15 protein-coding genes are annotated in these 14,832 nt (G+C 37.6%); 8 read left to right on the top strand and 7 right to left on the bottom strand.

The window, feature by feature from the left end; all coding sequences use genetic code 11:
• The 3 genes from KQP93_RS08510 (at position 1) to KQP93_RS08500 (ending at position 2,634) form a co-directional block, all read left to right on the top strand.
• The gene (locus KQP93_RS08510) at positions 1 to 699 is read left to right on the top strand and encodes a CoA transferase subunit A (protein ID WP_055197201.1); all 699 of its coding nucleotides are present in this window, start codon (positions 1 to 3) and stop codon (positions 697 to 699) included.
• Positions 700 to 710: 11 nt separating this feature from the next.
• On the top strand, positions 711 to 1,367 hold the full coding sequence (locus KQP93_RS08505; RefSeq protein ID WP_063705387.1) for a 3-oxoacid CoA-transferase subunit B: 657 nt from the start codon (positions 711 to 713) through the stop codon (positions 1,365 to 1,367).
• A 388-nt stretch (positions 1,368 to 1,755) separates the two neighbouring features.
• Positions 1,756 to 2,634 carry a LysR family transcriptional regulator gene (locus tag KQP93_RS08500; RefSeq protein WP_217876665.1) on the top strand — a complete coding sequence of 293 codons (879 nt, stop codon included), beginning with the start codon at positions 1,756 to 1,758 and terminating at the stop codon, positions 2,632 to 2,634.
• A 47-nt stretch (positions 2,635 to 2,681) separates the two neighbouring features.
• Here the strand turns inward: KQP93_RS08500 and KQP93_RS08495 are convergent, their stop codons facing one another.
• Both KQP93_RS08495 and KQP93_RS08490 read right to left on the bottom strand, forming a co-directional pair.
• Positions 2,682 to 3,029, bottom strand: coding sequence for a hypothetical protein (locus KQP93_RS08495; RefSeq protein WP_217876664.1), 348 nt, complete (start codon positions 3,027 to 3,029; stop codon positions 2,682 to 2,684).
• Positions 3,030 to 3,127: 98 nt separating this feature from the next.
• Positions 3,128 to 3,580 (bottom strand): hypothetical protein, encoded by a 453-nt coding sequence (locus KQP93_RS08490; RefSeq protein ID WP_217876663.1) that lies wholly within the window; start codon positions 3,578 to 3,580, stop codon positions 3,128 to 3,130.
• 404 nt (positions 3,581 to 3,984) lie between these two features.
• On the opposite strand from KQP93_RS08490, the gene KQP93_RS08485 reads away from it, so the two are divergent.
• Positions 3,985 to 4,407, top strand: a complete 423-nt coding sequence (locus tag KQP93_RS08485; RefSeq protein ID WP_058585058.1) for a hypothetical protein — start codon at positions 3,985 to 3,987, stop codon at positions 4,405 to 4,407.
• A 69-nt stretch (positions 4,408 to 4,476) separates the two neighbouring features.
• Here KQP93_RS08485 and KQP93_RS08480 read toward each other — a convergent pair whose 3' ends face one another.
• The 4 genes from KQP93_RS08480 to KQP93_RS08465 form a co-directional block, all read right to left on the bottom strand.
• Positions 4,477 to 5,394, bottom strand: a complete 918-nt coding sequence (locus tag KQP93_RS08480) for a DUF5700 domain-containing putative Zn-dependent protease (RefSeq protein WP_217876662.1) — start codon at positions 5,392 to 5,394, stop codon at positions 4,477 to 4,479.
• 75 nt (positions 5,395 to 5,469) lie between these two features.
• On the bottom strand, positions 5,470 to 6,084 hold the full coding sequence (locus KQP93_RS08475) for a hypothetical protein (protein WP_217876661.1): 615 nt from the start codon (positions 6,082 to 6,084) through the stop codon (positions 5,470 to 5,472).
• Positions 6,085 to 6,102: 18 nt separating this feature from the next.
• Positions 6,103 to 6,537 carry a GNAT family N-acetyltransferase gene (locus KQP93_RS08470; RefSeq protein WP_217876660.1) on the bottom strand — a complete coding sequence of 145 codons (435 nt, stop codon included), beginning with the start codon at positions 6,535 to 6,537 and terminating at the stop codon, positions 6,103 to 6,105.
• A gap of 226 nt (positions 6,538 to 6,763) precedes the next feature.
• Positions 6,764 to 8,203: a serine hydrolase domain-containing protein gene (locus tag KQP93_RS08465; protein ID WP_217876659.1), complete on the bottom strand. Its 1,440-nt coding sequence runs from the start codon at positions 8,201 to 8,203 to the stop codon at positions 6,764 to 6,766.
• Between the two features lie 158 nt (positions 8,204 to 8,361).
• Between KQP93_RS08465 and KQP93_RS08460 the strand changes: the two genes are divergently transcribed.
• The 3 genes from KQP93_RS08460 (at position 8,362) to KQP93_RS08450 (ending at position 11,765) form a co-directional block, all read left to right on the top strand.
• On the top strand, positions 8,362 to 10,404 hold the full coding sequence (locus tag KQP93_RS08460) for a winged helix-turn-helix domain-containing protein (protein ID WP_217876658.1): 2,043 nt from the start codon (positions 8,362 to 8,364) through the stop codon (positions 10,402 to 10,404).
• 281 nt (positions 10,405 to 10,685) lie between these two features.
• Complete coding sequence (locus KQP93_RS08455) at positions 10,686 to 11,105, top strand: hypothetical protein (RefSeq protein ID WP_055197213.1); 420 nt, start codon at positions 10,686 to 10,688, stop codon at positions 11,103 to 11,105.
• A gap of 195 nt (positions 11,106 to 11,300) precedes the next feature.
• Positions 11,301 to 11,765: a hypothetical protein gene (locus KQP93_RS08450; protein ID WP_217876657.1), complete on the top strand. Its 465-nt coding sequence runs from the start codon at positions 11,301 to 11,303 to the stop codon at positions 11,763 to 11,765.
• Between the two features lie 61 nt (positions 11,766 to 11,826).
• Here the strand turns inward: KQP93_RS08450 and msrA are convergent, their stop codons facing one another.
• Complete coding sequence (gene msrA, locus KQP93_RS08445; RefSeq protein WP_217876656.1) at positions 11,827 to 13,104, bottom strand: peptide-methionine (S)-S-oxide reductase MsrA; 1,278 nt, start codon at positions 13,102 to 13,104, stop codon at positions 11,827 to 11,829.
• Between the two features lie 157 nt (positions 13,105 to 13,261).
• Between msrA and KQP93_RS08440 the strand changes: the two genes are divergently transcribed.
• On the top strand, positions 13,262 to 14,785 hold the full coding sequence (locus KQP93_RS08440; RefSeq protein ID WP_217876655.1) for a leucyl aminopeptidase: 1,524 nt from the start codon (positions 13,262 to 13,264) through the stop codon (positions 14,783 to 14,785).
• Positions 14,786 to 14,832: the final 47 nt, after the last annotated feature.

The following is a 14,832-nucleotide window of genomic DNA, read 5'->3' as shown; positions in this document are numbered from 1 at the left end:
ATGGCCGGTTTCGATAAAGTGGTTTCAAGTTATGAAGCTGCAATGGAAGGTTTAAAAGATGGCGATACTATCATCGCTGGTGGCTTTGGCTTGTGTGGTATTCCTGAGGGACTTATCAGTGAAATTAAGCGTAAACAGACTAAAAATCTAACCGTTGTTTCGAATAACTGCGGTGTAGACGATTTTGGTTTAGGTATTTTACTTCATGATAAGCAAATTAAAAAAATCATCGCTTCTTATGTGGGTGAAAATGCGCTTTTCGAAAAACAACTACTCGATGGCGAAATTGATGTTGTTTTAACACCACAAGGGACACTCGCTGAGAAGATGCGCGCTGGTGGTGCGGGTATTCCTGCGTTTTATACAGCTACAGGATACGGCACTCCGGTTGCAGAAGGTAAAGAAGTTAAAGAATTTGATGGTCGCCCGTATATCTTAGAAGAGTCAATTACGGGTGAGTTTGCCATTGTTAAAGCATGGAAAGCCGACCGCTACGGTAATCTTGTATTTCGCCACACCGCAATGAACTTCAACCCGATGGCCGCGACAGCAGGTAAAATTACCGTTGCTGAAGTTGAAGAGATTGTTGAGCCAGGTGAACTTGAGCCAAGCCAAATTCATACCCCTGGTATTTATGTTAATCGCGTGATCAAAGGCGACTTTGAAAAACGCATTGAACGTGTAACAACTCGCGATTAAGGAGCAATAAAATGGCATTATCACGTGAACAAGTTGCAATGCGTGTTGCACAAGAACTACAAGATGGCTATTACGTAAACCTAGGTATTGGTATCCCTACTCTCGTTGCTAACTATGTACCTGAGGGTATCGAAGTTATGTTGCAGTCTGAAAATGGTTTATTAGGCATGGGTGCGTACCCATCAAAAGACCAAGTTGATGCAGATATGATCAACGCGGGTAAAGAAACCGTGACAGCAGCCACAGGTGCAGCAATATTTAATAGTGCAGATAGTTTTGCCATGATACGGGGTGGTCATGTAGACTTAACAGTATTAGGTGCATTTGAAGTTGACCAGAACGGTAACATCGCATCGTGGATGATCCCAAAAAAGCTAATTAAAGGCATGGGTGGCGCGATGGACCTCGTTGCTGGCGCGAAGAATATTATTGTTACGATGACTCATGCAAGCAAGCATGGTGACTCTAAGTTATTAGAAAGTTGCACTTTACCGCTAACTGGGGTTAACTGTGTAAAGAAAATCGTAACTGATTTAGCCGTACTAGAAGTTAAAGACGGCGCATTTCATCTAATCGAACGCGCTCCGGGCGTATCAGTAGATGAAATTATTAGCAAAACGGCAGGCAAATTGCTTGTTGAAGGTGATGTTCCAGAGATGGTTTTTTAAACCACTCACATCCCATGTACCGACCTCATTCCCAGTGCCAATGGCGCTGAGTTACCCAAAATCCCTCGCAAGAGGGATTTTTTTTATCTAAAGTCAGCCTTTCGCCGCACCATTTTGCCACATAAATAGTATAAAATGCCCCGCTTTAGTGAATTGGCAGTATCTAATACTGAGACTATGACGAAATAGCTAAAACTGCTAAGATCACTTTTTTGCTAAACATTAGCCTAAACATAGATTAAACGAGCGATTCACGACTGTTTTTTATACAATATGGCAAGAGTTAGCTATATTCATTCTTTACTCTCTATTTTTTTAAATTTTGGGATAATAATTGCTTAGCAGTTAATTAACTAACAAGCGCTATTGAGACTTACTGAAATTAACTATGCAAACACCTATTCGTGGCTTACGCTCATTTTGTTTTGCTGCACGCACTCTTAGCTTTAAAGATGCTGCAAACCAACTTTACCTTACGCCGTCTGCCGTAAGCCATCAGATCAAACAATTAGAAGAACAATTGGGTATTGAGCTATTTGAACGTCAAACCCGCTCTATCCGCCTAACTGCCGCAGGGAAGAATTTTTATGACTCTGTATCACCGCTGATCAAAGCGCTAGAAAAAACCATCAACGAGTTTAGTCAGTTACAAGAAAATGTGACTATCAGTATTACGCTACCTGAGTTTTTCGCCAGTGAGCTTTTAATGCCAAAACTAAGCGAATGGACCAGTGAGCACCCAAATACTAACTTACAGCTTAATACCTTAAAAACGCGTAAAGAGCTAACTAAACAAAGCGACTTGTCGATTGTTTTATCTTCGTCTAAACCGCACGAAGGCGTTGTACATGAGCTATTTTCGCTATCGTATACACCAGCTTGCAATGAAGAAAACTGGCAAGCATGGCAAGAAAACCCATTTCAGGCCTTAAATGAAGTACCTCTTATACTTCATAAAGCGCGTCCTTGGGCTTGGCACCAATGGGCTGAGCATGCTGGTATTGAAGACTTTGCACCAAAACAAATTATTCAGGTTGATAGTATGTTTGGTGTGGCACGTGCCGCGCAACAGGGTATGGGTATTGCACTAATCCCCTTACCTATTAGTCAGACTTGGTTTGATGAGCAGTGGTTATTTAATTTCACCGATATGCCATTAAAAACGAAAGATAAATATTACTTAGTACAACATGATCCTAGCGAAACCAATGCACAATTAGAGTTATTTATTAAATGGATGCTTGATACTTTTAAACATCTTAAGTGATAGATCATAGTGACCCTCAACTTCAATGAGGGTCATTTATTGAAAATTTAGCTTTTAGACTTTGTTACTAAGATACTCACTTTGTTTTCACCAATTTCAAAAGACGCCTGTTTACCATATTCCACAACAAAAGAAGGTGTAAAATAGCTGCCAGCGAGTGTGATTGATGTTTCTACAGCTGCCGTATTATTTTGTTGTGGTGTAACTTTAACTTCATAACTAAACCCCTCACCTATAGAGATGCTCGCAGGTTGTTTTTCTTCCACCAGCATTACTGGCGATGCTAGTAGCTCATTCGCTTTATAAACAGATGTTTCAACTTGAAAGCTATCAGCTGCGAAACAACTTGTTGATGCAAGCAATGCCCCAGCTATTAAACCTAATTGTTTGTTCATAATTATGTCCTTATCTCACTTATAGGGTTTATCCGTAATTAATATCAGTTACTAAGTTTATTTGATACACGGAAATTTCTGAATGTTAACTATGCCTATCAAAGCTCTCGGTAATACACATCAATAGTATGCGATATGGCTTCATAGCGATTGTTTTCATGTTTAAAACAGGCTTTACGCAGTTCCTTCTCTTCGTAGTTTTTACCTGCTACTACGACTTGATCTAAAGTTTGTGAACGTGCACAGAATTGAGTTGATGAAATTGTTTCTATTTTGACTGATTCAGCTTTTGAGCGCGGCAATGAACTAGGCTTTGGGTTTTGCTTCATGCCTTCAAGTAACTGAGCTTTAGTAACAGGTACAGTATCTGACCCTATGCCTGGAATATGCAATGTTTGTCTAATCGTATAGTTTTTATTTAATAACGGCACGAACAAAGATACATCATTGCTCAAATAAGCCCGCTCAAAATTAAGATAAACAGCGACTTTATCTTCTGCAGCAATGGCAATAACAGGCCCTAAAAGTAACAACGTAAATATCAGTTTCATGGTTATACGCTTATTCTGAATAAATTAATTCAACAACTATATACCACCTTAAAGTACCTATTTTATTTTTAATTAACAACAATTTGTTTGTTTTGCGTACTCTGATTCTTTATTGTTCTTTATCGTAAGATGTAGGTATTTAAACCCCGAGTCTACTTTATCGGGTTCAGATCACAGATCTGACGGCTGACGGCTGACGGCTGACGGCTGACGGCTGACGGCTGACGGCTGACGGCTGACGGCTGACGGCTGACGGCTTAAAACTAATTCACTACATTAGACTAAAGTCTATAGGTTAAATTTCTTCATCTATTAGGTCATTTTTTATCGTTTGTTGAATTTGCGCTGTTCAATTAAAGTTCATTTGTCGGCGATTGATACCGATTCAAATAGAGGAAAAGATTATGTTTAGTACACTTATGAAACGCGTTGCACTTAGCTCTTTATTAACTTGTTCAGCTATGGCAGTGGCTGATCAGAGTGACTACAAGTTGATGGTAATTGACCAATCTATCACTGCTGATGTTGCCCAGAACCGTCAATACGAACAAGCATTTAATGACTGTGCTTTGAGTGTTAAAGAGAAAAAATTCTCTGAAGCTGAAACACTATGCTCAAAAGCAATTAGCTTACTAAGTACGAGTAAAGTACCTAGCTATAAACGTCGCGAACTAACGTCATTTACGTTAAGTAACCGTGGTGTTGCACGCATCATGTCTGAAAACGACACCGCAGCTTTGTCTGACTTTTACGAAGCAGTACAAATTTCTGGTAACGAGTTAGTTGAGCACAACTTAACTCGTGCGAAAAAGAACTTAGCATTATAAGTTCTCACAGAATTGTGTTGTCTCAAAACCCAGCTTCGGCTGGGTTTTGTCGTTTATGTGTTTCGTTTTTTAGTCTTCCGCTTTTATTAATGAATCAAGCTCTTTTAGTAATAAGCTCTCTACTGTCTTTTTATCCATTTTAGCCAATTGCTCTAAACTGTAATTTTTGCCAATTTCTTTAGCTAAAATATAACCTAGGTAATAACCTCTTCGATATGGAAGCTTTGTCTCATCCTTTGCGAAGTTGAAAAATGAAGAATATGTTTCAGGTTTTTTTGAATAAAACTTTTTCTTGAGGTCAACGAGAGAATCGAGCTGTCTTGAGCGAATCTTTTTCACCAGATTGCTCGGTATGTTTAGCATCAATTCATCATCACTGGCTGACGGAGTTAATTTATGTGAAACGTAAGTTGCTAATCCCTCAGTCCAAATAGAGCACCATAGCTCATCCTTACATTGAAATAATTTTTCGTGGTAAACATGAAATAACTCGTGATGAAAAAATGGCGTATCGTTCTGCCATGTATGATACTTAGCCATAAGATCTACGCCAAACATTAAGTAAGACTTACCATTTAATTCTCGCGTTGCCCCATTGAACCTTCCTAGCGAGTGCAGTATATAAATAGGTGTTTCAGATTTAAATTCAGGGAAAGTAGCAATAAATGATTCCATACTGCTATTTAAATCTTTAGATAAACGCTTATTTTTTGATAAATACCCCACTTCAATTGAGCTGAAGCCCTCAATAGCATTAACAAAGCTTTTATCGCTATAAAAAGGCGCAAATTGAGAGGTGAAATGTTGAGAGAACTGCTCTGCTCTCTTTTCTGAGGTCAACGTCTTGCTTGATTGATATAAAGTATAAAAATCATCAGCGAGATTAATGACTTCGAAATCAGCTGACTGGTTGTTAGCAAGCGTCTTAAATGAAAGCACTCCAGATATGAGACTGGAGAGTAAAAGAACTTTAGATAATTTTTGCATAATTATAGTTAGAAATATTTGTAAGGTTAAAGTCGGATATGTTGAAGATTCGGTAATTCATGTTTAAAAAGTTGGCTACATAGACAATGCCTGTTTGTAACTTAAATCAAAATGTTTGAGTAACTGATTCAGGTAGTTCAGGTTTATCTGGTTAGGTTTAAAACTTTGTCCCTTTTCAATGTTAGCTATGTGTTGTTTTAGTTTTGCTTTATCTTTATTCCAAAAAGCGATGTTTCCTAACACAAAGTCATTCCAATACATTTTTGAACCACTTACCTCTTCATCGGGATCCAATACTTTTTTTGCGTGAAAAACAGCTTGTTGATAATCACCCGCTAGCCCTTCCATTTGAGCTAAATGCCACGTTAACGAGCTTTCTTTTGAATTATTATGAGAGATAAAACGTTTTATCAGAATTGCGGCTTCAGCATGGCAACCTGATTTTTCTAACAATCTAAACCCAGCATCGTATGTCTGATCAAATTGTTGGTATGTGAGGTTCAAATCGTCTTTTAACCTTTCTTCAAGCTCAACTTTACAGTCAGCAAAGCTTACATTTGATATAATTAAAAACCCGATTGATAAGAGTCCTGTTTTGATAATTCTGTCCTTAAATTTGCTAATGCCTGTATAAGATAACACTGCAATCAAACGCAAAGTTCGCCACAAAATAAAAGTAGTTGGTTCCATGTAACCTTTAAATTGTTGTTATTTCTCTAGCTCATGGTAAACATTTGGATTCCAAATTTGCATAAACATCTCTGGATTTTCAATTGGTTGAAAACTATATTGCGCGTACAAACCATGCGCATCTTTTGTTGCCAATACCATACGTCTCAAGCCTTGAAGCTCGGGGTGAGATACTATGCTCTCAACAAGCCACTTGCTCAAACCTTTACCTCGATGGCTTTCTACTATGAATACATCGGAAAGATAAGCAAATGTTGCTTTATCTGTTATAAGGCGGGCAAAACCTACTTGAGAATCTTGGCTGTCATAGACTCCAAAACAAAAAGAGTTTGAAATGGCCATTTCTAGCGTCTGCCTTGGTATTCCGGACGCCCAGTAGCTTTTTGAAATAAACCCGTAAATTACCTCAAAATCGAGATCAGTTTTATCTGTGCTAATTCTATATCCTTGCACCAGTATTCCTTTATGATGTTAACACCTGTTATTCAAGAGGTTTAGTTTTAACAAAGTTACTAACCGATTGCTACATATATAATTAAAACGCTTTTTTAACAGGATATAGCCTACTGACACAAACACTACCACACGTAAGACCATTACATTGCTATTAAATTTATCAATAATAGATTTGCAGGTTGTTTATAAGGGGCTTTAATACGCCCCTATTTTTAATGAATTTTTACAAACGCTTTATGAGTTGATCTACTTTTGCCACAACAGGCCATGCTGATGATTGAAAATTACCCAAAACAACTAAAATATAGCCTTTTTCTTGATACATATTTAACCTTGCTGTCATGCCTAAATGGGACCCATTATGACCAACAGTTGTATTCCCTGCTGAACTTCTCACAGAGAAACCATATCCCCAGTTTGGTGCATTTAGCTCAGGTTTTGCTGATAAGGCTTTATTGGAGAGTTCACGACTTACTAGTTGAGCATTTTGCATTGCTATGGCGAATTTGTGTAAATCGCCAACCGTTGAATAACCTCCCCCTGCAGGTCCCCCTTTTACCGATTGAAACATCAAATTTTCAGTTACTTGACCAGTTTCGACAGAAAACCAATAATTACGGGCAGTATTTTTGACAGGCACATCTAAGTCATAACTTCCGCTTTGTTGCATGTTAGCTTTTTTATATACATTTTCATTAATGTAATCATAGTAATTTTCACCAGTTACATTCTCAATCACCTGACCAAGTAGAACCATACCCGTATTGCTGTAACGCCATTCAGTTCCGGGTTCAAATGTAGCGTCAATTGAACTGTATAAATGTTGGATATCTTTAAGAGAGCGCACCTTATTTTGTATCTCGTCATAGCCAGAAATATTACCAATCCCTGATGTATGGCTTAATAAGTGTCGAATCTTAATTTTGCTAAAATTACCTTTCCCTAAAATGCTTTTATCAATAAATTTAGTGAGCGGATCATCAAGCGATACTTTGCCAGCTTCTATTAGCTGTAAGATAGCGACGCTAGTAAACATTTTGTTCATTGAGCCAATTTGAAACTTCGTTTCTAAGTTATTTTTCACATCATAGCGACGTGAGGCAAAGCCATATGCAGCGCTAAACAAAATGTCATTATTTTTAGCAAGTAATACCGTGCCAGAGAAACTACCTCTTCGCGCCAGTTTATCAGTATAGATTTTGATCTCTTCAATAAATTGTGACTCAGTTAAAGAGCCTTTTGAACCTTGGTTTTGTGGAGTTTCTTCAATAGACCACCCTGTTATTGCTTGTAATTGGTCATCATTAAAAAATAACACTACTTGATGCTGCATATCTGTATTCTTTGAATAAACTTTACTGATATGACGGATGCGATTAGTTGACGTATCAAGTTCTGTAGAAATAACACTCAACTCTCCATGAAAAAGTGCAACATTCATCGAATACCCAACATAACGGTCTTTACCTTTACCCTCCCAGCGTGCAAGAGAATTTGGCGAGAAGTTCTTTACTACAAATTTTTCGATCTCATCTAAATCTTTAGTGTTTAAAACCGTAATAAATTGACTTGCCAATTTGTTATAGTCTACCTCTTTCATTGCATGTGCTTTATGGCTAATAAAACACATAAAAAATATGAGCATTAGTAAATATCGCTTCACTTTACATTCCTTTTATTGTTTATTGAATAATATGGCGCTTGGCCTTTCGATACTTTTACTTTTGCGAATAACAAAAAGCGATGAAGTAGTGATTAAGAAAAGCTTAAGAAAACATTAAGCTGAAAATAACTAATAATAACAAATGGATAACTAACAACTTGAGTACAAGTAAATTATCAAAACAATTTTTCCTTAATGACTCTTTAGTTAATTTTGAGACTGGCGAAATTCAAACAGATGGTAAAGTTGTTGTTTTAGAGCCTAAGGTGATGGCACTTCTTGAAGTATTTTCGCAAAAACCATATCAAGTGTTATCTGCCGAAATGCTTTTTGCTAATGTTTGGCCACAAGCTATTTACAGCCCTAATTCAGTTCGCAGAAATATTGCTTTGTTAAGACAAGCGTTATCAGATGAAGAAAAGCGCATTATAAAAACACACCCAAAACGGGGCTATAGTCTCGAGGCTGAAATACGTTTTCCTGATGAAAAAACGAGCACTCCATTAACAAAAATACATCAGATAAAAAATACAAAACTAGCACTCTTAATTATCCCTGCTTTGTTTATCATTATCTTCCTTTTCAATTTCCTTAACGAAGATAAACAGATTTCTTTAGAAGATCTTAAGCCTATTACTGCAAGCAATGAAAAAGAGCGTTACCTACAAGTTAGTCCTGGTGGGCGTTTTATGGCTTACATACAAAATACCAATCGTCCTAATAAGCGAAGGCTTTTAATCAAAGATTTACAATTAAATTCATATAAAGAATTAAGTACAGACTTAAAAGCGTTCACCTACCTTGCATGGGATACAGATGCAAATACGCTTGTATATTCGTTTCAAGATGAAGGGAGTATTTCATTCAATCGACTGCAATTAGATACAGAAGCGAACGTAATCAGCGAAGAAAAACTCTTTTCTCGTACAGATATAACTTGGAACAGCTTGTTTTTTATAGATGAGCAAGAAAACCTTTTCTATTTAGCAAATCAAAACAGTTCCGAACATAGCCGTAATGTAAGCCTATATCGACATAACTTGATTACTGGCCATTCTTACGAAATGCTTCAGCCAAGTGATGATTTTAAGCCCTACAAGCTCGCTTTATCACCTAACCAGAAACAATTAGCGATAATTGGCTTCAATGAAGATGCAACCTCGGAGGTTAAACTATTAAATTTATCGAGTTTTAACCTTGAATCAGTCGGTGAAATTGATCATAACTGGCACTTTATGACTTGGTTTAACGATGGTGAGTCTTTGTTATTGAGTAATGGCAGTGAGTTGAAACAACTTGAATTAAACGGCCAATTAACGACTTTGAATTTTAAAAGCTATAACTTTTTGGTTTATCCACAAATCGTTAAGAACAAACTGTATTTTATTGAGGCTAAGTCTGATCAAGACATTTTGATTAGCGCTTTAGATTCACTCTCTACTCCTATAAAAATCGTAAACTCTAATACCATTGATAAAGAAGCTGCACTTTCACCTGATGAAAAACTCATTGCCTACATGTCAATGAAAAATGGACTTCCACAACTTTTTATTAAACATATTGAGACTGAAGAAGAACAATTATTGTTCGTTAACACTGAGCAAGAATATGCTTTATCAAAACCAATATGGGACCCCTCTGGAACACGTATCGCAAGCAGTATAAATAACAAACCATTTCTTATTAAGCTAGAGGAAGACCAGTTCGCAATCGAATGGTTAAATGGAATCATTGGGTATCCAATTGGGTGGTATAAACAGTCAGATGCTATTTTGTTTGCTGATAAGAACACTCACAATGATGAGATAGTTAAATTTGATTTAGCTACTGACGAAATAGTGTCATTAAAAACGCAATTGAAAGATAAAGATATTTTTTTAAATCATAACGACGAATTACTGAGTTTTTCAAGTGGCCAAGTACTGACTGCTTCTGGTATCAATCTATTTGATAATACGCATTTTATTTCAAGCATTTACCCAATTAAAAATGGCTTCTATTTTCAATACAAAGAAAACGACTCAAGGACAATGAATTTTTACGATTATGAACTAGGTGTTCAAAATTTAAGTGTTGATTTTGAAAAGTTTTGTCCGGATTTATGTAGTCAAATCACTGCTATAAGCGGTAATACTATCTTACTCAAAGAACAAACTGATACAGCAGATATTTTAGTTTTGAATATTACATTAAATAAATAGCTTCAATCATAACTAGCTGATCTAGAGTAAGTGTTTTCAACCAAACTGATAATATCAGTACATAAATAGCATTCACAAAACAAAACTTATGTGTTTGAAAGTAATTTTCAGACACTCTCCTCTCTACTTCACCCTACTAAATCCCTAAGAACTGAGTAATTACTCTATAGATTAAATTTCTTCATCTATCAGTTTTAATTTAATCGTTTGTTTAGCTTATAGGAATATTTTAAAGTTCACTCGTTGGCAAGAAACACCAACTTATTCAGAGGAAAACTATCATGTTAAAAACACTTGTAAAAACTATTGCACTTAGCTCTTTATTAACTTGCTCAGCGATGGCAGTAGCCGACCAAGCTGATTATAAACTGATGGTTATTGAGCAAGCTCAATCTAACGACAATGCAACTAGCCAATACGAAACTGCCTTCAACCGCTGTGCATTAAGCGTTAAAGAAAAGAATTTTTCAGAAGCGGAAAGCCTGTGTACACAAGCAATTTCACTTCTGAGCACAAGTAAAGTACCAGGTTACAAACGCCGTGAATTAACATCGTTTGCACTTAGTAACCGTGGTGTTGCACGCATCATGTCTGAAAACGATACTGCTGCTCTTTCTGACTTTTATGAAGCAGTGCAAATTTCTAAAAACGAACTTGTTAACCACAACTTAAGCCGCGCAAAACAAAACCTAGCTCTGTAAAAGTTACCCCAACCAAATTGTTGTCGAAAGCCCGGTTCTTGTGTGTTCTGACCGGGCTTTTTTTCGTCTAAAATATCTGCGTTATAGAATACTTTTCTTCACCTTATGGGTGCGATTATATCGTTTGTCAGTTTTCTACCCTGTTTTCTAACTTTATAGAGTAAGCACAACGCTTACGCTAACAAGGAGAAAACAATGTTTAAATTAAATCTTAAACCCTGCCTGTGGTTAATATTATTTGTTTGTTCAAATTTTGTATTCGCCAACGACAACGACTTTAAACTCATGGTTGTTGACGATAACGCAAGCTCAAAAGCAATTATGCAAGGCAACTTTGCTAATTCTTTAGAGACAATGAACGAAGCTAACAACTATATCGTGCCGTTTAACCGCTGTGTTGCGGGTGTGAAACTAAAGCAGTTTGATAAAGCAGACCAAGATTGCTCGCAAGCGATAGCAATGCTAAAAAAGGTTAACGCTCCACACTATAAACGTAATGAGCTGACATCCTATGCATTAAGTAATAGAGGCATTGCTCGACTAATGGCAAAAAATGATACGGCGGCTATTGCAGACTTTTATGAGGCTGTGCAGCTCAATAATAATGATCTGGTGTCGTTTAACTTAAATCTCGCGAAACAGGAATTAAAATTGTGGTAATAAGTCATCAGGCTAAAAGAAAACCAGCCATGTCGGCTGGTTTTCTTACGTCAGTTACCTTTTAAGATTTATCTCTTGGCACAAAATCAAGCACTGTTGCATTAATGCAGTACCTGTCTTTACCTCTTGGCCCTTCACCTGGGAACAAATGCCCTAAATGAATACCCGAGCTTTTTGATTTAAGCTCAATACGCTGCATGCCATAACTATTATCTTCATGCATAGTTACACTGTCTTTCACAGGATGAGTAAAAGAAAGCCAGCCAGTGCCTGAGTTAAATCTATCTCGGGTATCAAAAAGCGGCGCTCCACTTAGCTTATCAATAAAAATACCGTCGGGTGTATTTTTAAAGATATCGTACTGCTTACAAAATGGGCTGTCAGTTCTGGCATGAAATGCCACTCTAAAAGCTTCACTGTCACCTAGTTTGAATGCCCCTAAAGCTTTGTAAAACTCACCTTTGCTAACATAGCCTTGGCGACCATAAACCTCTTCGCCATTTTCTATAAATAATAACGTGGGTGTTGCCCATGTTGGCGTTCTAACCGTTAAGCCATCAAGTTGGTCAGCATGACGGAATGTCATTGGTATCGAGCCCATGTACTCATTAGCGACGTCTTTTTTAAACTTTTCACAGTATGGGCAGTAACCTTTAGCATCTATCACTACAATTTGCTTACCTGCCAATAAGGCTTTGTTATCAACCTGCTGTTTTTCAACTGGGGTGAATACAACACCCGTTGAATGATCCGGGCAATAACCATTGGGGTTTTTCTTTAAATAATCTTGGTGATAATCCTCGGCAGCATAAAATGCATCAAGCGGTTTTATTACAGTCACAATCTTGCCGTAGCCTGCTGCTGTTAACTTGCTTTGGTATTCATCTTTAAGTTTATTGGCAACTTCTTGTTGCTCATTATTACTTACCAAAATTGTTGAGCGGTATTGAGTACCAATATCATTACCTTGGCGATTTAGCTGAGTTGGATCATGATTTTCAAAATAGTGCTTTAAAAGCGATTCAGTTGCTAATTCGTTACTGTTGTATGTCACTTTAACAACTTCTGCATAATTGTTTTTATCAAAGCGTCGTGAGCTACGTGTTATGTTCTTGTAGGTCGCTTTAAATCCATGCCCATCGGCGTAGCCAGATACCGCACCCAATACACCATCAAGTGCTTCGTATCGTTTTTCTGCTCCCCAAAAGCAACCTGAACCAAGCACAATGGTTTCAATATGCCCTGTCGCGTTATCTGGCATTGTTTCAGCTTTAACTGGGCTGGTGGTAAAAATGGCACTGCAAGTAAATAGTGTCAGTAACATCGACTTAATTGTCATACTAATTTCCTCTTAAAAGCCTGTATTTAAGACAGACCGAGCATAGGTATTAATAATTTCAACTTAAACGCATGCAAACAGCGATTCACCGATAACAATTTAACTCTTAACCTTATTTACGGTAAAACACAGCTTTTTAACATTGGGATATTAAAAAATGAAAATTGCACACAGCTTATCTGCTATTGCATTAGGATTAACACTTGCTACGCAAGTGAATGCCGCAGAGTTCACTTTTGCAAAATCAATTAAACCGAACGACAACACCCTAGTTTTATTTTTAGATACAGATAGCCAAGTTGCTAACTTTAATTATTTAAAGCCAGAAACCCAAATTCACCTAAATAAAGTCATTGAATTTAGTGATTTTAAAGCAGGCTATGGAAAAACGTTAGAAGTTATCGCTCCAAATGGGAGCGACCATCAGCGCATCTTACTTGTTGGCTTAGGAGAGCAGCCAAAACTAGATGCAGCAAAAATGGCAAAACTCGGTGGTAACGTTCACGCTAAATTACAGTCGGCTAAACAAGCAAATGTTAGCCTTGATTTTTCAGAGCTAAAAGACAGCGCAATCAATGCTAAATATGCAGCAGAATTTGCACATGGCGCAAATTTACGTGACCACCGTTTTGAGCAATACAAAAAAGAACAAGACAGCCACGTTGTTAACTACACGGTAGATGTTGAAAATTTAGACCAAGCGGTCAAAACACATAAATTACTACAAAGCATTGAACAAGGTGTATTTTTAGCACGTGATTTAACGTCTGAAGTTGCAACAGAAATGACACCGGTTGATTTTGCTAAAGCGGCAAAAGAGCTTAAAAAGTTAGGTGTTAAAATTACTGTTTTAGAGCCTAAGCAACTTAAAAAGCTAGGCATGGGTGCACTTGAAGCGGTTGGCCGTGGTAGTGAAGAAGGCGCACGTTTAGTAGTTGCTCATTATCAAGGTAATAAAACCCCCCCTATCGCGTTAGTGGGTAAAGGTATTACTTTTGATTCTGGTGGCTACAGCCTTAAAACAGGTGCTTCAATCGCGCGCATGAAATCAGACATGGCAGGTGCAGCAGCAGTACTAGGTACAGTTAAAGCAATGGCACTGGCTAAAGCCGACACAAACGTTGTTGCTGTAATGGGCATGGCAGCTAATATGGTATCGCAATTTGCTGTAGCGCCGGGTGATGTCGTAAGAACTGGTGCAGGTTTAAGCGTTGAGATTGTAAATACAGATGCTGAAGGCCGTTTAGTATTAAGTGATGCAATGTGGTATGCCCGCGACAAGTTCAAACCAAGTATTATGGTTGATGTTGCTACCCTAACCGGGTCTAAAATTCGTGCGGTAGGTAATGACTATGCGGCTGTGTTCTCTGATGACGACACGCTTGTAGAACAACTAACTGTTGCTGGTAAGCAAGTAAACGAAAACCTATGGCGTTTACCTCTAGGTTATGAGGATGCATTAAAGTCAGACATTGCTGATCTAAAAAACATCGGTTCACATGGCCCAGGTGCTACTACAGCAGCGAGTTTCTTACAAAACTTTGCCGGTGACACACGTTGGGTTCACATTGATATTGCTGGTAACGCGCTAAATTCTAAAGCAAAAGATGAACTAGCTGAAGGCGGTACAGGCTATGGCGTACGTTTACTGTCTAATTGGTTATTAAATAACGCACAGTAGTTAGGCATTGCACTTTATCAAGTGGTTATAAGCTATTATAGCCACTT

Origin of the sequence: Pseudoalteromonas shioyasakiensis (assembly GCF_019134595.1) — a bacterium.
GTDB lineage: Bacteria > Pseudomonadota > Gammaproteobacteria > Enterobacterales > Alteromonadaceae > Pseudoalteromonas > Pseudoalteromonas shioyasakiensis_A.
Note: the sequence above shows the minus strand (reverse complement) of the source record. Positions and strands in the feature narration are given on the sequence as shown.